Origin of the sequence: Clostridioides sp. ES-S-0190-01 (genome assembly GCF_020658275.1) — a bacterium.
GTDB lineage: Bacteria > Bacillota > Clostridia > Peptostreptococcales > Peptostreptococcaceae > Clostridioides.
In genome coordinates this window covers 86,400-107,458 of the sequence record NZ_JACVWA010000039.1, presented here as the reverse complement: position 1 = coordinate 107,458, position 21,059 = coordinate 86,400, and the positions used below count along the sequence as shown (strand labels likewise).

The 21,059-nt window shown below is 28.6% G+C and carries 18 protein-coding genes; 10 read left to right on the top strand and 8 right to left on the bottom strand.

Annotated elements, in window-relative coordinates:
* Window positions 1-7: 7 nt before the first annotated feature.
* From IC214_RS14390 to IC214_RS14380, 3 genes are all read right to left on the bottom strand, one after another.
* Window positions 8-415, bottom strand: a complete 408-nt coding sequence (locus IC214_RS14390) for a helix-turn-helix domain-containing protein (RefSeq protein WP_227866764.1) — start codon at window positions 413-415, stop codon at window positions 8-10.
* Window positions 416-847: 432 nt separating this feature from the next.
* On the bottom strand, window positions 848-3,355 hold the full coding sequence (locus tag IC214_RS14385; RefSeq protein ID WP_227866806.1) for an MFS transporter: 2,508 nt from the start codon (window positions 3,353-3,355) through the stop codon (window positions 848-850).
* Between the two features lie 4 nt (window positions 3,356-3,359).
* The gene (locus IC214_RS14380; protein ID WP_227434285.1) at window positions 3,360-3,902 is read right to left on the bottom strand and encodes a TetR/AcrR family transcriptional regulator; all 543 of its coding nucleotides are present in this window, start codon (window positions 3,900-3,902) and stop codon (window positions 3,360-3,362) included.
* A gap of 260 nt (window positions 3,903-4,162) precedes the next feature.
* On the opposite strand from IC214_RS14380, the gene glpK reads away from it, so the two are divergent.
* Window positions 4,163-5,677 carry a glycerol kinase GlpK gene (glpK, locus tag IC214_RS14375; protein ID WP_227866763.1) on the top strand — a complete coding sequence of 505 codons (1,515 nt, stop codon included), beginning with the start codon at window positions 4,163-4,165 and terminating at the stop codon, window positions 5,675-5,677.
* A 113-nt stretch (window positions 5,678-5,790) separates the two neighbouring features.
* Here glpK and IC214_RS14370 read toward each other — a convergent pair whose 3' ends face one another.
* Complete coding sequence (locus IC214_RS14370; RefSeq protein WP_227434287.1) at window positions 5,791-6,420, bottom strand: TrkA C-terminal domain-containing protein; 630 nt, start codon at window positions 6,418-6,420, stop codon at window positions 5,791-5,793.
* 585 nt (window positions 6,421-7,005) lie between these two features.
* Here IC214_RS14370 and IC214_RS14365 point away from each other — a divergent pair.
* The 4 genes from IC214_RS14365 to IC214_RS14350 are packed head-to-tail and all read left to right on the top strand — an operon-like array spanning window position 7,006 to window position 10,777.
* The gene (locus IC214_RS14365) at window positions 7,006-7,797 is read left to right on the top strand and encodes a LamB/YcsF family protein (RefSeq protein WP_227434288.1); all 792 of its coding nucleotides are present in this window, start codon (window positions 7,006-7,008) and stop codon (window positions 7,795-7,797) included.
* A gap of 28 nt (window positions 7,798-7,825) precedes the next feature.
* Window positions 7,826-9,046 carry an NRAMP family divalent metal transporter gene (locus IC214_RS14360; protein WP_227434289.1) on the top strand — a complete coding sequence of 407 codons (1,221 nt, stop codon included), beginning with the start codon at window positions 7,826-7,828 and terminating at the stop codon, window positions 9,044-9,046.
* A 19-nt stretch (window positions 9,047-9,065) separates the two neighbouring features.
* The gene (gene pxpB, locus IC214_RS14355; protein ID WP_227831190.1) at window positions 9,066-9,761 is read left to right on the top strand and encodes a 5-oxoprolinase subunit PxpB; all 696 of its coding nucleotides are present in this window, start codon (window positions 9,066-9,068) and stop codon (window positions 9,759-9,761) included.
* 29 nt (window positions 9,762-9,790) lie between these two features.
* Complete coding sequence (locus tag IC214_RS14350) at window positions 9,791-10,777, top strand: biotin-dependent carboxyltransferase family protein (protein ID WP_227831189.1); 987 nt, start codon at window positions 9,791-9,793, stop codon at window positions 10,775-10,777.
* A gap of 202 nt (window positions 10,778-10,979) precedes the next feature.
* Here IC214_RS14350 and IC214_RS14345 read toward each other — a convergent pair whose 3' ends face one another.
* The gene (locus IC214_RS14345) at window positions 10,980-11,546 is read right to left on the bottom strand and encodes an XRE family transcriptional regulator (protein ID WP_227866762.1); all 567 of its coding nucleotides are present in this window, start codon (window positions 11,544-11,546) and stop codon (window positions 10,980-10,982) included.
* Between the two features lie 341 nt (window positions 11,547-11,887).
* Here IC214_RS14345 and IC214_RS14340 point away from each other — a divergent pair, with 341 nt between their 5' ends.
* From IC214_RS14340 to IC214_RS14330, 3 genes are read left to right on the top strand one after another with little or no spacing between them, the layout of a single operon-like run.
* Window positions 11,888-12,955, top strand: a complete 1,068-nt coding sequence (locus IC214_RS14340; RefSeq protein WP_227434293.1) for a mandelate racemase/muconate lactonizing enzyme family protein — start codon at window positions 11,888-11,890, stop codon at window positions 12,953-12,955.
* Window positions 12,956-12,974: 19 nt separating this feature from the next.
* Complete coding sequence (locus IC214_RS14335; RefSeq protein ID WP_227434294.1) at window positions 12,975-14,135, top strand: DUF819 domain-containing protein; 1,161 nt, start codon at window positions 12,975-12,977, stop codon at window positions 14,133-14,135.
* A 13-nt stretch (window positions 14,136-14,148) separates the two neighbouring features.
* Window positions 14,149-16,245: a CocE/NonD family hydrolase gene (locus IC214_RS14330; RefSeq protein WP_227823691.1), complete on the top strand. Its 2,097-nt coding sequence runs from the start codon at window positions 14,149-14,151 to the stop codon at window positions 16,243-16,245.
* A 96-nt stretch (window positions 16,246-16,341) separates the two neighbouring features.
* Here IC214_RS14330 and IC214_RS14325 read toward each other — a convergent pair whose 3' ends face one another.
* Window positions 16,342-16,686: a RidA family protein gene (locus tag IC214_RS14325; RefSeq protein WP_227434296.1), complete on the bottom strand. Its 345-nt coding sequence runs from the start codon at window positions 16,684-16,686 to the stop codon at window positions 16,342-16,344.
* A gap of 301 nt (window positions 16,687-16,987) precedes the next feature.
* Here IC214_RS14325 and IC214_RS14320 point away from each other — a divergent pair, with 301 nt between their 5' ends.
* A complete protein-coding gene (locus IC214_RS14320) occupies window positions 16,988-17,887 on the top strand; it encodes a DMT family transporter (RefSeq protein ID WP_227482274.1) in 900 nt (299 codons plus the stop codon).
* A 186-nt stretch (window positions 17,888-18,073) separates the two neighbouring features.
* Window positions 18,074-19,360: a Gfo/Idh/MocA family protein gene (locus IC214_RS14315; protein ID WP_227866761.1), complete on the top strand. Its 1,287-nt coding sequence runs from the start codon at window positions 18,074-18,076 to the stop codon at window positions 19,358-19,360.
* Between the two features lie 78 nt (window positions 19,361-19,438).
* On the opposite strand, the gene IC214_RS14310 is transcribed toward IC214_RS14315, so the two are convergent.
* A complete protein-coding gene (locus tag IC214_RS14310) occupies window positions 19,439-19,882 on the bottom strand; it encodes a regulatory YrvL family protein (RefSeq protein ID WP_227434299.1) in 444 nt (147 codons plus the stop codon).
* A 22-nt stretch (window positions 19,883-19,904) separates the two neighbouring features.
* The gene (locus IC214_RS14305) at window positions 19,905-20,699 is read right to left on the bottom strand and encodes a M55 family metallopeptidase (protein WP_227434300.1); all 795 of its coding nucleotides are present in this window, start codon (window positions 20,697-20,699) and stop codon (window positions 19,905-19,907) included.
* Window positions 20,700-21,059 lie beyond the last annotated feature (360 nt).

The following is a 21,059-nucleotide window of genomic DNA, read 5'->3' as shown; positions in this document are numbered from 1 at the left end:
TGTATGTTTAAACTGGTTTATCGTTATCCTCAGTAGGAGAATGTTTTTCTAATTCTTTATATTCAGATATCTTAAACTCTAGCATTCCTTCTATTTTTATTTTATCACGTTCATTCAATTGCCTATAGAGGTTTAATACCATCATTTCATCATCAGTTACATGTAGATTATACAAATAATCTTCCCTATTTTCTTTAACACTATTATTGGAGTTTACTTTTTCTTTTCCATATAGAAGCCAGTCAGTGCTAACATCAAAATAATCAGCTATTGACATTAATATATCGCAATTAGGCTTTCTACCTCCAGTTTCAAACTTACCTAAGTTTTCAAATTTTAAAATATCCATAAGTTTACGCTGGGTAAGTTTTCTGGAGTTTCTCAAATAAGCAATTCTTTTTCCTAAAGTATCCATGAAACACACTCCTTTCTTTTTATAAATGAAGTCCAAATGACATTAAAAATCGAGGTATATTCCTTTTCTTCTATAAAATTACTAAAATAAAGTCTGGATGACATTTTGCTTAAATTAATATACTCATACTATGATTTTAACATATTATAATTGAAAATATATGGTTTATTTTGATTTATAGATATCTTTTAATAGACAAAAGTAGATATTGAAAATAAAATAGTTTCAATAATATATTTTATAGATTACTTTTAAAGTATACTTGGGTATGAAAATATAATTTTCTAATAATGAAGAATATATATAAATTATATTAAGGATAGATATTAGAAAGAGAATAGTATTATACTGTAGTTTATATTAGTTAAAGATAAAGAATTTCAAATGTTTAAAATATAATATAGGCTTACAATATAATACTATTGGATTTGTTTATCTAGTTTTGTTTTCTTTATAGAATAACAATACTATGAATGCAAGTAAATTTACACAAAAAACTGTTATATACATCTGTCTAAATCCTAAATTTAGAGTAGATTGTAGTGTATTTTCTATTTTTGTTTTATTGTTTTCTATAGAATTTATATAATCTAGTTTTGACTTATTAAAAGCTTTTGGTATTTCATCTTTTAATTCCTGTGTTTTTGCTAGAACTAATTGAAGCGATTTTTTCTGTTGTTCCATTGTGTCAAAACCTTTTTCCATGTCTTGTTTTTTATTTATGGAATCATTTAATTTTCTCTGAAGTTCTTTCTTTTGAGATTCCATGTTTTTAAGTTTTTTACTTAATTCTTTTCTTTGAGATTTAGTTTTTTGCAATTTGGTGTTTAACTCAGCTCTTGCTTTTTTTAGTTGTTGTATTTGAGAATTTAGAGCTTCTTTTTTTTCATTTAAATTTGGTTTATTCTCACTAGAATTGTTATTTTTATTTTCTGTAGAATCATTTTTATTACTGTTTGAGTCAGAATTACTAGTGTTATTTTGCTCTTGATTATTTGATGAATTTTCGTTATCAGAAGGAGTAGTACCTTGTGGTATTGTAGGTATTTTATTATAAGCAAGTGTCATTTCATTTATAGCTTTATCTTGTTTTTTTATACCTTGTTCCATACCTTTTATGCCTTTATCAGTGCCAGCGATACCTTTTTTTATTCCAGCTATTCCTTGATTAATACCAGTTCTAGCTTTTATCATATTGTCAATACCAGTTTGAATTCCTTTTATGCCACTGTTTAGTTTGTTTTCACCTTCTTCAATACCATTTATTCCACTTTGAGTACCATCTATTCCTTTTTGGACATTTAATTCTATTTTCGTAATTACAGAAGGAACTTTTTCATCAAACATTGTTGTTGATATTTCTTTTGTGATGCTGGTAATATTGGTTGTATCTGCTGATTGAACTTTGTCTAGTAAGTATTTTGGGAGTTTGCCATCTGTCATATCCATATTAATACTTGATGAATCGTTCATGTTTGGTATAGAAATATTTTTCAAATTCTTAGCCATTTCTGGGTCTGACTTTAAATCATCTATCATAGTTTCAAGTTCTTTAAGTTGAACTATTTTAGGTGTTGATGGTTTACCAACTATATCCATAATATTATCCTGTACAGATAATCCTGCATGTGCTATAAATCCAATCATTATTGCAGGTGAAATTGAAGTTCCAATTGAACGTATCAGAGACAGTGTTGCAAGTGCAGAATTAGATTCTTCTATTTTTGTATTTGAAAGCATCATGTAATTTAAAGGTGTTCCCATAGTAAATCCCATTCCTAATCCCATAAATATAAGACTTACACATACACTAAATACTGTATTGGTTTTTAGTGCAATTAAAATCAGATAAAGAGAGCCTATCATAGATACTGAAAATCCAAGTAACAGTATCTTTTTTGCGCCAAACTTATCAATAAGTTTTCCGCTCAAAGGAGCGGCAATACCTGCAAATAATCCTAATATAGCAACAAAATATCCACCAGAACCAGCATTTATTTTTAATGCATTTTCAGCATATTGTGGAACAAATACCATACCCATCATTCCAATACCAACAATTAAAGACAAAATGAGTACTATTAGTATTCTTGGATTCAAAAAATATTCGAAATTCAAAATAGGGTCTTTAGCTTTATTTTCAACAAATATAAAAATAGGTATAAGTATTATAAATGTCAATAAATAAGGATAAACTGATGTATCTTGTAGAGAATTTTTAAAATTAAAAAAGTCTATATTCATAAGACCATATAACAAAGATACTATTATACATATCAACATTAATGTTCCTAATTTATCAATTTTCTCTGTAGATGTAGACTTATTATTTTTAATACATAGTATTCCTCCAATAATTATAACCAAGCATATTGGAAGGTTAACAAAAAACAACCACTTCCAATTTTGAGTTCCAAATATACTTAGTATTGTACTACCTATACTTGAACCTAAAATATTTGCTATACCATAAGTTGCTCCAACTAAACCTAAAGCCATACCTCTTTTGTTTTCTGGGAAAGTGGTTCCAAATTCTGCTGTAGCAATTGGCATAATTCCGCCTCCACCAATAGCTTGTATAACACGGCCAATTAGTAAAATGTAAAAGTTGGAAAATAATGATGATAATCCACAGATTAATGAGCCACTACCAAATAGAAATATACTAACTAAATATACATATTTTCTTCCTATTTTGTCTGCTAATTTACCAGAAATAGGGATTACAGATGCATATGTTAGTGTATATATAGTAATCATCCAAATTCCTGTTTTTTCATTTACACCTAGGCTATTTTGTATAATTGTTCTTGCTGGTGATACTATTCCAGTATCAATAGCTCCCATAAATATACCTAAAAGATAAAGAGTGAGTACTAAAAATAACTTTGGATTATTATCTTTGCTTTGAACACTAGTATTAGAATTCAAGGTAAACACCACCTTAATGTATTAATTTTTCAATATACGGATTTAAATCTTCAAATTCTATATGAAGATAGGTTGAGTATGAAAAAAACATTTTGATTATGATATTACATACTAATTTATCATTATTAAAGAAATCTTCTTGTTGTAAAGCTTCATATACTTTATTTGAAAGTTGCTCATGAAAATCATTTTTTTGTTTTTTCATTTCGATAAATCTTTTCATTTCAAAAGTATCTAAAAAATCGTCATATTGAATATTATGAACTTTGTTTATAAAATTTCTTATTTCTGTAAAGATAATATTTAGTTTTTCAATGTAATTATTACTATTTTTATTAGAGTATTCAATTCGCCTTATCAATAAATCCCATTCTGATTTTATAATATATTCTATTATTTCTTGTTTTGATTTGAAGTAATTATACACTGTACCTGCACTTATACCACACCTTTGGGCTATTTTTCTTATGCTAATATTTGAGTAATCTTCTTCCAAAATCATATCTCGAGACACTTTTAGTATATCTTCCTTTACATTTTCTAAAATCTTAGGCATATGACCACCTCTTTCATTAAAATTATTATGAACACTGTTTATTATAAACCTTTAAAATTTATTAATCAATATGCAAGCTATAATGTATAATATTAATATATAGATATGGCGTAAAATAGATGCCTTATTATATAAGTATTTAATCTAATTAGATTTATATTTTTTATATTTAAGCAGTAATATGTACTAAAATTATGTAATATTAGATTTTTCTTTTTAATAAGTTAATAATATTATTATATGATAAGGAGAATAAAATAATGGAAAAGAAATATGTAATGGCACTAGACCAAGGGACAACTAGTTCAAGAGCTATATTATTTAATAAAAAAGGCGAAATAGTAAAAATTGCGCAAAAGGAATTTAAACAGATTTATCCAAAAGCTGGCTGGGTAGAACATGACCCTATGGAAATATGGGGTTCACAAAGTGGGGTAATGAGAGAGGTAATAGAAACAGCAGGTATAAGACCAGAAGAAATTGCTTCAATAGGTATAACTAATCAAAGAGAGACGACCATTGTTTGGAGTAGGTATACTGGGAAACCGATTTATAACGCGATAGTATGGCAATGTAGAAGAACATCAGAAATCTGTGATGTACTCAAAAGTAAAGGATTAGAGGAATCAATAAAGGAAAAAACTGGTCTTTTGATAGATGCATATTTTTCAGCAACAAAGATAAAGTGGATACTAGATAATGTAGAAGGTGCTAGAGAAAAAGCAGAACAAGGCGAATTGTTATTTGGTACTATCGATACATGGTTAATATGGAACTTAACACGTGGGAAAGTACATATAACAGATTATTCAAATGCATCTAGAACAATGATGTACAATATAAATAACTTAGAATGGGATAAAGATATATTACGAGAATTAGATATACCAATAAGTATGTTGCCAGTAGTAAAACCTTCTAGCTATGTCTATGGGCATACAGATGAGCGTATGTTATCAGGGGCTAAAATACCTATTGCTGGATGTGCAGGAGACCAGCAAGCAGCCTTATTTGGTCAACATTGTATTGAAGAAGGTACTGCAAAGAATACTTATGGAACAGGTTGCTTCTTACTTATGAACACGGGTAGCAATATAGTTAAATCTAAACATGGTTTGCTTACAACGATTGCTTGGGGTGTTGATGGAAAAGTAACTTATGCATTAGAAGGAAGTATATTTATTGGTGGAGCATCTATCCAATGGCTTAGAGATGAACTTAAAATGATTGAATCTGCAAGCGACAGTGAATTTTATGCAAATAGAGTAGAAGATACTAATGGTGTGTATGTAGTACCTGCATTTACAGGTCTTGGTGCTCCATATTGGGATATGTATGCTAGAGGTTCAATATTGGGTCTTACAAGAGGTGCAAAAAAAGAGCATATAATTAGAGCGACATTGGAATCAATTGCATACCAAACAAAAGATGTATTAGAAGCAATGCAACATGATTCAAAATTAAAATTAAAGTCATTAAAGGTTGATGGAGGAGCCAGTAATAATAATTTCTTAATGCAATTCCAGTCAGATATACTAAATGTAGATATAGATAGGCCTAAAATAGTAGAAACTACAGCTTTGGGAGCTGCTTATTTAGCAGGATTGTGTGTAGGATTCTATATTGGAAGAAATGAAATTACATCAAAATGGTCAGTCGAAAAAGAGTTTAATCCAAATATGAGTGAAGAGAAGAGATGTCGATTATATAAAGGTTGGAAGAAAGCTGTATCAAGAGCTTTAAGTTGGGAAAAAGAAGATGAGTCAGAAATTTAAAGGTTAGATGTGTTTAAACTTAAAAGTAGGGCTTTGTAAAGCTCTACTTTTTTATTTTTACTTTTTTATTCTCAAATTTATATTTCTGCATAGTTGTAACCAAATAGTATAATCTATTTTTCATTTTCGTATAAAAACATTGGTATAGAATTATAAATATGCTGGTCTCCAACAACCAAAAGAATATCTCCCTCTAAAAATTCAATATATGGACCAGGAGAGATTATAAGTTCCTCACCTCTTTTGATTGCAACAATTGTAGCGCCTGTATTTTGCCAAAACTTAGTTTGTGCAGCTGTTTGGCCAATGTACTTACAATTAGAATTTATTGTGAACTGAACGGGCACTAAGGGGTTTATTATTTCTAGTCTATTAGAATAATCTATAATTTTATTTATAGTATCTAAGATTTCATTTTCTAGATTTGATTTAGTATCTATTAAATTGTAAAGTGTTGATTTATATGATGATATATTTGTAATGTCTCTATATTTTTTTATAAAAGAAGAAGCTTTGTCTGGTGATAGTACAATAACACCTTTACCTTTTATGCTTTTAACAACGCCAATATCTTCTAAAATTTTAACAGCTCTTCTTATAGTTTCTGGTGATACATTGTATTTACCAGCCAAAACAGAGCGTCCAAACAATACTGAATCTTCCTGTATTTCACCTGTATATATTTTATTTGCAATATCCAAAGCTATCTTTTGGTATATCGGCATAGTATAGTTTTTTTCCATTGTTTTTCCTCCAATATAAAATTTATGTTAAAAAATATATAATCTTAATAATACTATTGTATAATTTATAAATTTATATGTCTACATTATGTACAAATATTGTCGTCTTTTTAAAATAATATTTTAACATGCATTTAGTATACATATTTAAATTTTTCCATTCAAAGTATGAAATGAAGTATTTAAGGGAATGTAAAGACATTCTATGGACAAAAATAGATAATTATATAGATGAAATAAACAAATGAATGAAAAAAAACACTTCTGTCTTGCATACAAAGTTATTAAAATTGAAAAATGCTTTAAAAATGAAAGTTAAAAGCTATAATTCATCTATAAATAATTAATTATTAACTAAAAAATGGGAAAAATGTTTTTGAAAAAGAAGTACAAATGAATGTCGATTTAAATTAATTGCAAAAAAATTCCTTAAATGGTAAAATTATATTAATTAAATGTATTAAAATAGTTGAAAAAATAGATTGCATACAAGTAATAAAATATTTCATGCAATATATATAATAAACAAAATTTAAAAATTAAAACTACTTATTCTATCAAAATGTTAGCAAGGGGGGTCATAAATTGTATAAAGTAGATTTAAATAGCGATTTAGGAGAAAGTTTTGGAACATATAAGATTGGTTTAGATGAAGAAGTCTTAAAATATATTTCATCAGCTAATATAGCCTGTGGATTTCATGCAGGAGATCCTAGCCATATGGATAAAACAGTAAAACTCGCTAAAGAAAATGGAGTTAAAATAGGAGCACATCCAGGGTTTTTAGATTTAATAGGATTTGGAAGACGTGAGATGAAAATAACAAAACAAGAAGCTAAAGATTATACAAAGTATCAATTAGGAGCATTAATGGCATTTGCAACTTCAAATGAATGTAATATACAGCATGTAAAGCCACATGGAGCTTTATATAATATGGCTGCAAAAGATAAAAATTTAGCTATGGCGATTTGTGAAGCTATATATGAAGTTAATAAAGATATTACATTGTTAGGGTTATATAATAGTGAAATGATAAATTCAGCTAAAGAGGTTGGACTTAAGTTTGCAAATGAAGTATTTGCAGATAGAGCCTATGATAGCAACGGATTTTTGGTTCCAAGAAATGTAGAGGGAGCCGTTATACATGATACAAAAACTGCAATAGATAGAGTTGTTAAGATGGTAAAAGAAGGAACAGTGGAAACTATAACTGGCGAAATTATACATATTAAAGCGGACTCTATATGTGTGCATGGAGACAATCCAAAAGCAATAGAGTTTGTTAAAGAAATAAGAAAACGTTTTGAATTAGAAAGTATAGAAGTTTGTCCATTAGAAAATATGGAAGTTTGTTCATCAGAGGACACATTGTAAGACTGATAATATGAGGGGGAAATAAAATATGAGTACAAAAAATATTACAGATAACGAAAAAGGTAAAAAAGACGTTGGGGCACTTATAGGGGCCGCATTTATAATGGCAACATCAGCAATTGGGCCAGGATTTTTAACTCAGACAGCACAGTTTACTCAAGATTTTGGGCCAAGTTTTTCATTTGTAGTACTAATTACAACTATCCTTTTTATAGGAGCTCAAGTGAATGTATGGAGAGTAATTGGTGTATCAGGTCTTAGAGGTCAAGATATAGCAAATAAAATAGTACCTGGCTTAGGTTACCTAGTAGCCTTTTTAGTAGGCCTTGGTGGATTAGCTTTTAATATAGGAAATGTTGGTGGAGCTGCACTTGGTATGAATGTAATGTTTAATATGAATATGACATTAGGAACTGTATTAAGTGGATTAATAGCAATATTTGTATTTATGTCAAAAAATTCAAATTCTTTAGTAGATAAGATAACTAAGTTTTTAGCATTAGGTATGATAATTATAGTTGGATATGTAGCAATATCAAATCATCCTCCTGTTGGAGAAGCAGTTTATAGAATGGTAAAACCAGAAAATCCAAAGACACTGATATTTCCAATAATAACTCTACTTGGAGGAAGTGTTGGAGGATATATAACATTCGCTGGAGGACATAGATTAATAGATGGTGGAATAACAGGTGAAGAAAATATAAAAGAAATAACTAAATCATCTCTTTTAGGGATATTAGTTGCAACTATGATGAGGGTACTTTTATTTTTAGCAATATTAGCAGTGGTTTCAAAAGGGATTCAACTTGACCCAGAAAATCCAGCAGCTTCAGCTTTTAAATTTAGTGCAGGAGCGATAGGATATAAATTCTTTGGGCTTGTATTATGGTCTGCTGCAATTACATCAGTTATAGGAGCTGCTTATACATCAGTTTCTTTCTTAAAGACGCTAAATCCTTTCATAGCAAAAAATGAAAAGTATTTTATAATAGCATTTATAGCTATATCAACACTTATAATGGCATTTATAGGAAAGCCAGCAACTTTATTAATTTTAGCAGGAGCTTTAAATGGTTTAATACTTCCAATAACTTTAGGAATAATGCTTATAGCATCTAAGAGAAAAGATATTGTTGGTGATTATAAACATCCTACATGGCTTTTGATATTTGGATTAATAGTAGTTTTAATATCTGCTTATGCAGGGATAACTTCTCTTAGTAGCCTGAGTACTTTATTTGCTTAATTTAAAAGAGGTGACATTTATGGAAACTAGATACTTGCTATCAGGAGACAAAGCAGTAGTTGCTGAATTTGGAAATGAAATATCGGAAGATATAAATAAAAAAGTAATTTCGTTTATGAGAGCGATAGAAATATCAAATCTCAAAGGTATTGTTACAGAAATGGTGCCAACATATAGGTCACTTATGATAAGCTACAATCCCTTGAAAATAGATTTTGATAGTTTAATTGAGAGCTTAAAAAAAATAGAAAATAATTTAGAAAGTATAGAGTTGCCAAAACCTAAAATACATGAAATTCCAGTATGTTATGATAAGGTATTTGGTATAGATATTGAAACTGTCGCAAGTTACAATAATCTGACTGTAGATGAAGTCATAAATATACACACAGGCAGAGAGTATTTAATATATATGTTGGGATTTACTCCTGGATTTCCATATTTAGGTGGAATGGATGAAAGAATAGCTACACCTAGATTAGAAGTACCAAGAACTAAAATTTATGGTGGAAGTGTGGGAATAGCTGGTTCTCAGACAGGTGTATATCCTATAGATAGCCCTGGTGGATGGCAAATAATTGGTAGAACACCTTTAAAACTATATGACGAAAATAGAGAAGAACAAATTTTACTTCGAGCTGGAGATTTTATAAAGTTTGTTCCAATAACTTTAGATGAATTTATAGAAATTGAAAAAAATAATTTAAGTGTTTAAAAATAGTGATAATACAGGGAGTGGTATATATGGGATTTAAAGTAGAATTAGGAGGTTTCCAAACATTAATACAAGACAGAGGTAGAGTTGGATATGGACAATATGGTGTATCTGGGTGTGGAGCAATGGACGAATATGCACATAGAGTGGGAAATATATTAGTTGGAAACTCTGAAGATGAAGCTTCTTTGGAGGTTCTAATGTTAGGTCCTACAATTACCTTTGATGAATATACACAAATAGCAGTAACTGGTGGAGATTTAGGAGCTAGAATAAATGGAAAAGAGATTCAAAATTGGAGGTCATATCAAATAAATCCTGGTGACATATTATCATTTAGAGGTGTAAACTCAGGGGCTAGGGCATATGTATCAATAGCTGGTGGAATAGATGTTCCACTTGCAATGGGAAGTAAATCAACTTATACAAGAGCTAAGATTGGTGGATTTGAAGGTAGAGCACTTAAAAAAGGTGATTATATAAATACTTTTGCTCAAGAAAAAGATTTTACAATAAACAAAAAATTAAATTCAAAATACATTCCAAATTATAGTTCAGAAATAGTACTAAGAATTGTAAAAGGACCTCAATTTGATGCTTTTTCTAAAGAGGAAGTAGAAAAATTTCTATTAAATGAATATAAAGTTACAAATGAAATAGATAGAATGGGTTGTAGATTAGAAGGAGATAGTATAAAGCATATTAATGGAGCAGATATTATATCTGATGGTATTTCTTATGGAGCTATACAAGTACCTGGACACGGGAAACCTATCATAATGTTATCAGATAGACAAACTAGTGGTGGTTATACTAAAATAGGAAATGTTATAAGTGTAGATTTGTGTAAGTTAGCACAAGCAAAGCCAAATGATGTAGTAAAGTTTGAGTTTGTAGATATATATGAAGCTCATAGATTATTGAAAGAACAAGAAGATAAGATTCAAGATATATATAAAAGTATGAAAAATATAAGAGTTGTTAAAGCCAAAGTATTAAACGATATAGCGGTTTAATTTAAATTTAATTAATATTAATTTTTGTTACAATTTAAAGTACAATTTAGAAATAGCTATTTACTATTTGCCATTATTAAAATGGTTTGAATTAGTCAAATAGCTATTTTTATTTGAGTAAATACATTAATTTTAAAAGAGCTTACGTTTTGGTTTTATGTATTAAAACATTTTACATATTAAACAATTGTATTGTAGATATTTACTTGGACTTTATTGGCCAAATGGGAGGTGATATAACACCATATCCACGAGCTGGTTTATCTTTACTTGGATTGATAATTTTATGAGGAGTATTAGCTTTTATAAATGTTGAATCTCCAGGATTTAATCTTACTATATTTTCACCTATACAAATATCAACTATACCACTTGTCAATACAACCACTTCTTCTGATGCATGAGAGATATAGTCTTTAGTATCTTCACTTTCTGGTTTAAGTTCAAATTCTAAAAATAAGATTGAAGGTGCAAAATCAGCTGTTGGCATTGGAGATACTATCTCATAAAACATTTCACTTTTTGGAAACTTCATCATAACTCTATCTTCTTTTCTGGTGACTAAATCATCCGTGTTATTATCATCCATAAACATATATAAAGGAGTATCTAAAACTTCAGCGATTTTTCTTAATGAAGACAGGGATGGTTCAATAGCATCTCTTTCGATTTGAGATATATAACTTATAGATAAGTCTGTCAATTTGGAAACATCACTTAGTGTTTTTTTCTTGTTTTTTCTTATATTTCTCATCTTTTCCCCTAGCATAAGAACCTCCAAATAATAAAATTTATACAAAATATTCGATTAAAACAAAGTAATTATAGCATAACATAGAAGTAGTAGCAAGAAAGATGAATGGAAGATTTTAAGAATTAGCAATTAGTGGGGTGCAAATAAAATCTTATAAAAATAAATTGTTGATGAATTAATATAATGCAGAAAAATTTAATATAGGATTATTAATTTTAAAGGTATTATTGTAGGATATTTTAGAAAAAATTAAATTTTCAGTAAATTATATTGACAGATACATTGAAGTAATAATATAATTTGAAGTATAAAAATAAAAAAATTAAATTATTACTTCAAAAAATGAGGAGGTTAACATGAAAATAACAGATATTAAATTTGAAAAATTAAGAATCAAATTAAGAAAGCCTGTTGTAGTTTCGTTTGGAACAATTGAATATGGAGAGAGCATAATCTTAAAAATTGAGACTGATGAAGGTTACTGTGGATTTGGAGAAGCTGCTCCTCTTGCAGCAGTTACAGGTGAAGTTTTAGATACTGTAATTTCTATATTAATCATGTTTAAAAAGGAACTTATAGGTAAAGACCCATTAGATATTGAAACTATACATACAATTATGGATGGAATCATAATAGGTAATACTTCTGCCAAAGCAGCAATTGATATAGCTTTGTATGACCTTAAAGGTAAAATTATGAATGTACCTCTTTATAAAGTTCTTGGAGGATATGATAACAAAATTCAAACAGATGTAACTATAGGTATAGATAAACCAGAGAAAATGGCAGAAGAAGCACTGGGAAGAGTTAGAGAAGGTTTTAGAATATTGAAACTTAAAGCTGGAATAAGACCTGAAGAAGATATTGAAGCTGTAAAATTAATTAGAGAAGCTGTTGGAGATAATATAAGAATTAGAATAGATGCAAATCAAGGCTGGAATGTAAATAGTAGCATAAATACTATCAAAAAACTAGAAGAATTTGGAGTTGATGCAATTGAACAAGCACTTCCACATTGGGATTTAGATGGAACTGCTTACATAAGAAATAAGAGTAATACTAAGATTATGATAGATGAGTCATTACATTCACCAATAGATGCAATTAAAGCTATAAAGAAAAATGCAGTTGATACATTTAATATCAAGTTAATGAAATCTGGTGGAATTTACCCTGCAATAAAAATCAATAATATAGCTGAAGCAAGTGGGGTTAATTGTATGTTAGGATGTATGCTTGAGACAAGGATTGGTATAACAGCAGCCGCAAATTTAATAGCATCTAAGAAGAATATAACAGAAGCTGACCTTGATAGTTTTATGTTTTGTGAAGAGTTAGAAAGTATATCTGGAGGATTTGAAATGGATGGAGATATTATGAATCTTATCGACAAACCAGGTTTAGGAATAGAAGTAAACTTATGATGAAATTAGGGGGTTAAATATGAATACACTTTTTTCAAGTACAGGTAGTATACTTGCAATAATGACAGCTATGGTTGCATTTGGATTTTACTTACAAAAATATAAAGTAACTAAGAGTCTAGGACCAGCACTTACAATAATCATAATGGGAATAATACTTTCAAATTTAAAGGTAGTTCCAGTAAGTACAGAATTGTATGGAACTATTTCTACATATGCTATACCAGTTTCTATGACTATAATGTTGATGAGTGTTGATTTAAAAGAAATGACAAAGCTATCAAGAGAGCCTTTAATAGCAATTTTTGTGGCAGTATTGACAGTAAGTATAATGGCGTTTTTATTTGGATTGGTATTTGCAGGTGAAATATCAGAAGGATGGAAAGTTGCAGGGATGTTTGTAGGTACATATACTGGAGGAAGTGCTAATCTTACAGCTATTGGAACAGGTCTTAATGTAAGTAGACAAACTCTAGCAGCAGCGAATGCAGCTGATTATGTAATTGGAGTTCCAACATTAATATTTATGTTTGCACTTCCAGCAATATTAAAAAATTCTAAGAAGTTTCAAAAGTTTTGGCCATATCATTTAGAAGAATCAGAGTTAGAAGATTGCCAGAATGAAGAATTTATGGAATCAAAAGAGTGGAGCATAAAAGATATCGCTTGGATGCTGGCTATAGGCTTTGTTGTTACAGAGGTTGCAACAATTCTTTCAGGATATTTTAGTTCAAGCTTTAGCAGTGCAGCAAGAATTCTTTTAGTTACAACAATTTCAATTATAATTGCTCAATTAAAACCAGTAAAAAAATTAAAGGGGAATTTAGATTTAGGATTGTTTGTTGCATTATTCTTTTTATGTACAATAGGATTTTCAGTAGATATAAAAGAATTTTTAGGTTCAACTTTTACTATAACATTTTATTGCTTTAGCATAATCTTTGCTTCATTTGTCTTCCATCTATTTGTAACTAGAATGTTAAAGATAAAGTATCAATATGTAATACTTTCTATAGTTGGAGCAATTGCTGATGGTCCAACGTCAGCTTTAGTAGCCGCTTCAGCAAAATGGAATTCGCTTGTAAGTGTAGCTGTAGTGATGGGGGTAATTGGTGGAGTATTAGGAAATTATGCAGGTATATCGGTGGCATATGCAATAAAAATGGTTCTTGGTCTCTAGGAGGTGAATTTTATTGAAAAAGTTTAAGTTATATATATCTGGTTTGTATAGTGGTAATGTAGTATTTGATGAAACATTACTTATTGAAAAATTAAATCCTTTTACAAATGAAATAGAAGAAATAAAACCTATGAATAAAGATGAAGGAATATATTATTTAAATCTTACAAAAATAGATTTAAACTTCTTATTTGAAAACTTTAATGTTTATAGTAATAGCTTAATAAACACAGATAAAAGTATGGTTGTAAATGAGTTAGGAGAAACATATTCTAAGTTTAATGACTATATCTGGGTTCAAAGAAATAAAAAATTTCCTTTAGATGTAATTGTTTTGGATAATAAAATAGTTGGTTTTATATGCTTGTCCAGGGAAACTTGTACTATACTAATTATGGATGAATATGAGGATTATACGATATTAAAAGAGTGGAATAAAACACATAAAAATGAAGCGATATATCCTATAAAATTTGATGGAAATTATATGATTGATATGAAAGATGGAATAAAACTTTCTACAGATGTATATCTTCCTAAGTTTGAAGACTCTACTAAAAAAGTACCTACAATTCTTATGAGAACTCCATATGGAAAAGAAAATGACAAAGAAATATATTATAAGTATGTACAAAGGGGATATGCTGTTGTAATACAAGATGTCAGGGGAAGAAATGAATCAGAAGGTAAGTGGGAGCCTATGATTTATGAAAGAGAAGATGGAGATAGTACTATAAATTGGATAGTAGCACAAGACTGGTCAAATGAAGTTGTTGGAATGATGGGAGCCTCATATCTTGGTTATGTTCAATGGGCAGCTGCATCTTCAGGAAACAAACATCTAAAAGCTTTAATTAGTATAGTTACAGCAGGTAGTCCTTTTATTGACATACCAAGAAAAGGTGGAGCTTTTGTATCTGGAATGCTTGCATGGGCATTTATGGTATCAAGAAATAAAGTTGATAGAAGTAAAATGCTAAGAGATGACTGGGATGATGTTTTAAATATAAGACCGATACAAAATATACCTATTGAAGCACTTGGATATAGAATAGAATTTTTAGAAGAGTGGATAAAAAGAGTAGAAAAGGATGAATATTGGGATAGGATGGATTGGCATCTAAAAAAAGATAAAATAAATGTGCCTGCATTAGTCATATCTGGATGGTATGATGATAATGGTATGGGTACTACAGAAGCTTTGGATGTAATAAAAAATTATGAAAGAGGAAAGAGAAAGGCTATATTAGGTCCATGGATGCATAATTCAAACACGATAAGGGATATAAATGATATTCCTTTTGGAGATAATTCATTGAGGTATGATGTAGACTATAACTATCTATTATGGTTTGATAAATACTTAAAAGGAGTAGAAAATGATATAGATAAGACTGCTCCAATAGAGTATTATTCAGTAGGTTCGAATGAATGGAAGATGGCAGATAATTGGCCAATAGCAAATAAAATAGATAAAAGTATCTATTTAATAAGTGGTGGAAATGCTAATACATCTTTAGGAGATGGAAAACTATCTTTTGAAGAATGTTCAAAAGAAAATTATGATAGTTACATATATAATCCAAAAGACCCTTCAATACAGTTGATTGATATGTCAGAAAATGAAGTGGGAGTTCCAAATAATTATAAAGATTTGGAGAAAAGAAGTGATATGTTGTGCTACACATCAGATGCTTTTAGTGAAGAATTTACTATAACAGGTGATATAAAGTTGGAATTTTTTGCATCAAGTTCGGCAAAAGATACTGATTGGGTTATAAAAATTATGGATGTGGATTTAGATGGAAACTCAATTAAATTAGCTGATGGTATACTAAGTGCTAGATTCAGAAATAGTTTTTACAAGTCAGAATTTATGGAAGAAGGAGAAATTTATAAGTTTACAATAACAACTTCAAAAATATCAAATACATTTAAAACTGGGCATAGAATTAGGTTAGATATAACATCTAGTGCGAAAAACTTTATATTCCAAAATAGTAACACTGAAGATAGTTATAATAGTATTGAGTATATAAAAGCAAAAAATACAATTTATCATGGAGGAAAATATCCATCTAGGTTGATATTGCCAATAGAAAACAATTAAATTGATGAATTAAATAATAAGGAGATGTAGTATTAATCAATACTATATCTCCTTATAGGTTAAAGTAATTATATTTGCTTATTAAATTTAAAACAATTATTTTGTAGCAGCAACAACGCTCATTTCAACTAATAAGTGTTCTCTAGCAAGTCTAGCTTCAACACAAGCTCTAGCAGGTTCAAATCCTTTTTCAACCCAAGCATCCCATACAGAGTTCATAGCTTCAAAGTCCTTCATATCTCTTAAATAAATGGTAACAGATAGTAAATGTTGTTTGTCTGAACCATATTTGTTTAATAAATCTTCTATTTTATTTAAAACTTCAGTAGTTTGCTCAACTACTCCTCCTTCAGCATGAGTTTGTCCACATAAATAAACTGTATTGTTGTGAACTACAGCTCTACTCATTCTTCCAGTTCCTTCATATCTTTTTATTTCCATATTTTAAATACCTCCATAATTAAAAAATCCACTAAAAATCTAAATAATAAATTAAAAAAAGTCTATACTATATAAAATTATAGTATATATTTGGCGAATAATCTATAAAAAGATATAACTTTTTACTTATAATTATTATTGTTATTAATTGAAAAGATTTATTAGTTACTTGACATAATTTATACTTTTAATTATAGTATAAATTGGAATATTTAGATAATTATTATTTAATTTAGAAATTTTAGTTTTTTAAGTGGTTTTTAAATATAGGTTTATGTATTTGTATAGAAAAGAGGTAAATATGAGTAGTACAATCAAATCAAATCGAATAAAAGGTATAATGTTTATAATAGCATCAGCTCTTGGTTTTGCAATGATGTCTGCATTTGTAAAACTGGCAGGCGATTTACCAAGTTTTCAAAAAGTATTTTTTAGAAACTTGGTATCGGCTATAATAGCGTTTTGGCTAATCATAAAACATAAAGGAAGTTTAACAGGTAAAAAAGAAAATATGAAGGTTCTTTTATATAGGTCAATTTTTGGAACTTTAGGGGTTATATTTAACTATTATGCAATTGATAAGTTGATGCTTTCAGATGCTAATATGCTAAATAAAATGAGTCCTTTTCTTGTAGTTATATTTTGTGCAATTATTCTAAAAGAAAAAATAAACATAAAACAGATAGGGGCAATTATAATTGCATTTATAGGAGCTTTATTTATAATAAAACCAACATTTAGTGTTGAAGTAATTCCATATCTAGGAGGAGTTGCAGGAGCTGTATTTGCAGCAATGGCATATACTTGTTTAAGAATTCTTGGAGATAGAGAAGATTATTATACAATTGTGTTTTTCTTTTCAGTTTTTTCATTAGTTACTGTAGGACCAATAGCTTTTGCAGTGTATGAACCAATGACTCTTATGCAACTTGTATATTTATTACTAGGTGGAGTATTTGCAAGTTTAGGTCAATTTGGTATAACTTTAGCATATAAGTATGCGCCAGCCAAAGAAATTTCTATATTTGACTATAGTAATATAATATTTTCAGCAATCTTGAGTATATTCTTGTTTAATGTTTATCCAGATATGCTAAGTGTTGTAGGATATGTAATAGTCTTTTCAGCAGCATTTTATATGTTTTTATACAATAAAAAATTAGACAAGCTAGAAAAAGAAATTGACAAGCAAAATAAATAAAAATGGTATTAAAATTTACATTAAAAATAAATAATATGATTCTAAAAAAGAATAGCATATTAAGTTAAAACAGCAGTTAAAAGTAAAAAACTATAACTGCTGTTTCTTTTATCAAAAATATCCAAATATATTTAAAAATAGAATATAATAAAGTAGTAGAATAATATAAAGGGGATAATTTAAAGTATGGAAAAAGTAAAAGTTGCTGTGGTTGGAGCAGGCAATAGAGGTACATATGCATATGCTCCATATATTTATGAAAATTCTGATACATGTGAGATAGTTGCTGTAGCAGAGCCAAAAAAAGGAAGACGTGAATTATTTGCACAGAAGTATAACTTAAATAGCAAAAATGTATTTGAAAGTCTAGAAGAATTCTTTAAACAGGATAAAATGGCAGATGCAGTCATAATAGCTACAAATGATGATAGACATTATGATGTAGCAAGTTTAGCTCTTCAAAAAGGTTATCATATATTATTGGAAAAACCAATGTCTAATAGTTTAGATGGATTAGTACATATAAATGACCTATGTGATAAGTATAAAGATAAGATTTTTATGATTTGTCATGTACTTAGATATTCTCCATTTTACAATAAATTAAGAGAAATTGTAGAAAGTAAAAAATTAGGAGAATTAGTTAGTATACAATATAATGAGAATATAGGCTATTGGCATTTTGCTCATAGTTTTACTAGAGGGAATTGGAGAAATAGTAATGAGACAAGCCCTTTGATTTTGGCGAAGAGTTGTCATGATATGGATATTCTATTATATTTGGTAGGTAGTAGATGTAAAAAAATCTCTGCATTTGGAAGTTTAAAGCATCTTAATAATGAAAATGCTGGGGGAGAAATGGCACAGAATTGCCTTCAATGTTTGGTAGAAAAGAAATGTCCATATTCTGCAAAACAAATTTACCTAGAAAATGACAGAAATATAAATAGAGCTGTGCATATAAATCCTACAAAAGAGAATCTTTTAAAGATACTTGAGACAAGTCCATATGGAAGATGTGTTTACAGATGTGATAATAATGTAGTAGATAACATGGTAAATATATTACAATTTGAAAATGGAGTAACTGCTACTTTTAATTTATGTGCATTTACTAAAGAAAATGGAAGAACTATAAAGATGATGTTTAGTCATGGAGAAGTTGGTGGAGATTTAAATAAAAATGAGATAAGAATTAAAGAATTTGGAAAAAATGAAGAAGTAGTTATAAATCCATCAAATAAGAAAGATATGGTAGAAGAATATGATAGAAATCTCATAACTGAATTTATTAAATTAGTTTTAAATAAAGACTTAGAAAAAGGAAGAGCAGCAGCAAAAGATGCTATAGAAAGTCATGTAATGGCATTTGCAGCAGAGTATTCAAGATTGAGTGATGAAGTGGTGCATATAGATAAATTTTTTGATGATGCTATAAAGATGACTAAAGAAATAGAAGAAACTATATTTTAAATATAAAAGATTACACAAATAAAGATAGATTAGATAATAGGGATATATAAATCGTCTATTAAGTAATCTATCTTTTTATTAAGATTTTTTCTTATCTTTATCAAAAAAATCCATGCATTCAGATAAGAGATAAGAAAGTAAGGCAAATAAAATTTCTGTACTTAAAGGAATCATTATTGAATCCATAAATGTATCAATTATGTTCATAGCTAAAAAAGTCAGTATAAAATCAATTATAAATTCGCAAAATTTATAAATTGAATACGGCAATTTGTTTACATATCTAAATATATCTAAAATGGTAGTGCATAGAAAATCAATTGGGGTAGTTATACAAAAATATATTAAAAAGAAAATTAGTACAGACCCAAGAGATTTATATTCAAAACCTAAGAATGATAAGAAGCCAATTCCTATAACAGTGAAAATACAAAAAGTTATACCAAAAAAAACAGCAAAAAATAAAAATACAGAAATAAATTCGCCTAAAGGAATCCTTCTTTTATTACTTATCTTAATCAACTCCTTATGTATAACATGAAATTTATATAAATAACAACATTCTTAAAAATTCATAATAATCTTCTGTTTCAAATAGTATTGTTTGAGAATCTATTTTTTTCATACTTGGGTAAAAAGAAGCTTTAAAAGCCTTGTAATGTTCTCTAAACTTTATTTCAATTTTAAATTTGTTTGGTAATTTTATTAAGTGTCTAGATAAATTTCCAGATAAAGATTCTTGAACACCTTCTTCTATTTTTTTTAGTGCAAGATTTGGGTGGATTGAAATTGAGCCATTTCCAATTCCCTTTGAAACAGGAACAGTGATTATATTTGGGTTTAGTTTTTTTGCACTTTCACAAAGCATTTCATCTCCACTTAAAAATGCTACAGGAACATTATAGTATGCAGCAGCATAAGCATTTATAGTAAATTCAGATGCTATTTCATCATTTATTTTAAAATAGTCATAGTCAATATCCATAGTATGAGAAAGTGGATTCCCATTACAAGTAGCTCCAGAATGATAGCCAGTAAATACACATGCATCAAAACTTTTATCAATACCAGCCATCATAACTAGTGGGTCTTTAGTCCATCCTCTAAGGATTTTGACATTTTCAGGTAAAATATCTGGATTAATATTTCTACCACTATCATGTGCATCTTTAACAAGTATTTCATGCATACCAGACTGAGTAGCTCCATTACATGCAGCTGCTATTTCTTTGCTCATTTGTGTTCTATAGTGTTGTGAAAATTCACATTCAAGCTTTGTTTCATCCCAATTTACAATGCCACAAGTACCTTCTATATCGGCACTTAAATATAACTTCATAATATAAGCCCCCTTAAATTTATTATTAATGATAATAACAGATAACAGTAAACATACAATTAATAAGAGGTAGAAAAATATTATTTCTCATTATTAATTATTATTAAATCTGTAACTGAAAAATAACTGATATTAGAAATATAACACTAACTAGTATCTATTATCCTATTATTGCTATATACAATATTTATATAAAATTGTAACACAGAAGTAGCTACATTTACTAGTTTAACATACTTAAAACATTGATAGATATTATTTTTAAGTTTGTTTAATGGTTGTAGTGTTTTAAGATTAGGTGAAAGAGTGGAATTATAGAATTATTTTATAGAATTAGTAAAAAAGAAGATGTTTAAGGGG

Coding starts and splice junctions, on each gene's coding strand:
- IC214_RS14390 (WP_227866764.1), bottom strand. CDS start 415: ATGGATACTTTAGGAAAAAGAATTGCTTATTTGAGAAACTCCAGAAAA.
- IC214_RS14380 (WP_227434285.1), bottom strand. CDS start 3,902: ATGCCTAAGATTTTAGAAAATGTAAAGGAAGATATACTAAAAGTGTCT.
- glpK (WP_227866763.1), top strand. CDS start 4,163: ATGGAAAAGAAATATGTAATGGCACTAGACCAAGGGACAACTAGTTCA.
- IC214_RS14370 (WP_227434287.1), bottom strand. CDS start 6,420: ATGGAAAAAAACTATACTATGCCGATATACCAAAAGATAGCTTTGGAT.
- IC214_RS14360 (WP_227434289.1), top strand. CDS start 7,826: ATGAGTACAAAAAATATTACAGATAACGAAAAAGGTAAAAAAGACGTT.
- pxpB (WP_227831190.1), top strand. CDS start 9,066: ATGGAAACTAGATACTTGCTATCAGGAGACAAAGCAGTAGTTGCTGAA.
- IC214_RS14350 (WP_227831189.1), top strand. CDS start 9,791: ATGGGATTTAAAGTAGAATTAGGAGGTTTCCAAACATTAATACAAGAC.
- IC214_RS14345 (WP_227866762.1), bottom strand. CDS start 11,546: ATGCTAGGGGAAAAGATGAGAAATATAAGAAAAAACAAGAAAAAAACA.
- IC214_RS14340 (WP_227434293.1), top strand. CDS start 11,888: ATGAAAATAACAGATATTAAATTTGAAAAATTAAGAATCAAATTAAGA.
- IC214_RS14335 (WP_227434294.1), top strand. CDS start 12,975: ATGAATACACTTTTTTCAAGTACAGGTAGTATACTTGCAATAATGACA.
- IC214_RS14325 (WP_227434296.1), bottom strand. CDS start 16,686: ATGGAAATAAAAAGATATGAAGGAACTGGAAGAATGAGTAGAGCTGTA.
- IC214_RS14320 (WP_227482274.1), top strand. CDS start 16,988: ATGAGTAGTACAATCAAATCAAATCGAATAAAAGGTATAATGTTTATA.
- IC214_RS14315 (WP_227866761.1), top strand. CDS start 18,074: ATGGAAAAAGTAAAAGTTGCTGTGGTTGGAGCAGGCAATAGAGGTACA.
- IC214_RS14305 (WP_227434300.1), bottom strand. CDS start 20,699: ATGAAGTTATATTTAAGTGCCGATATAGAAGGTACTTGTGGCATTGTA.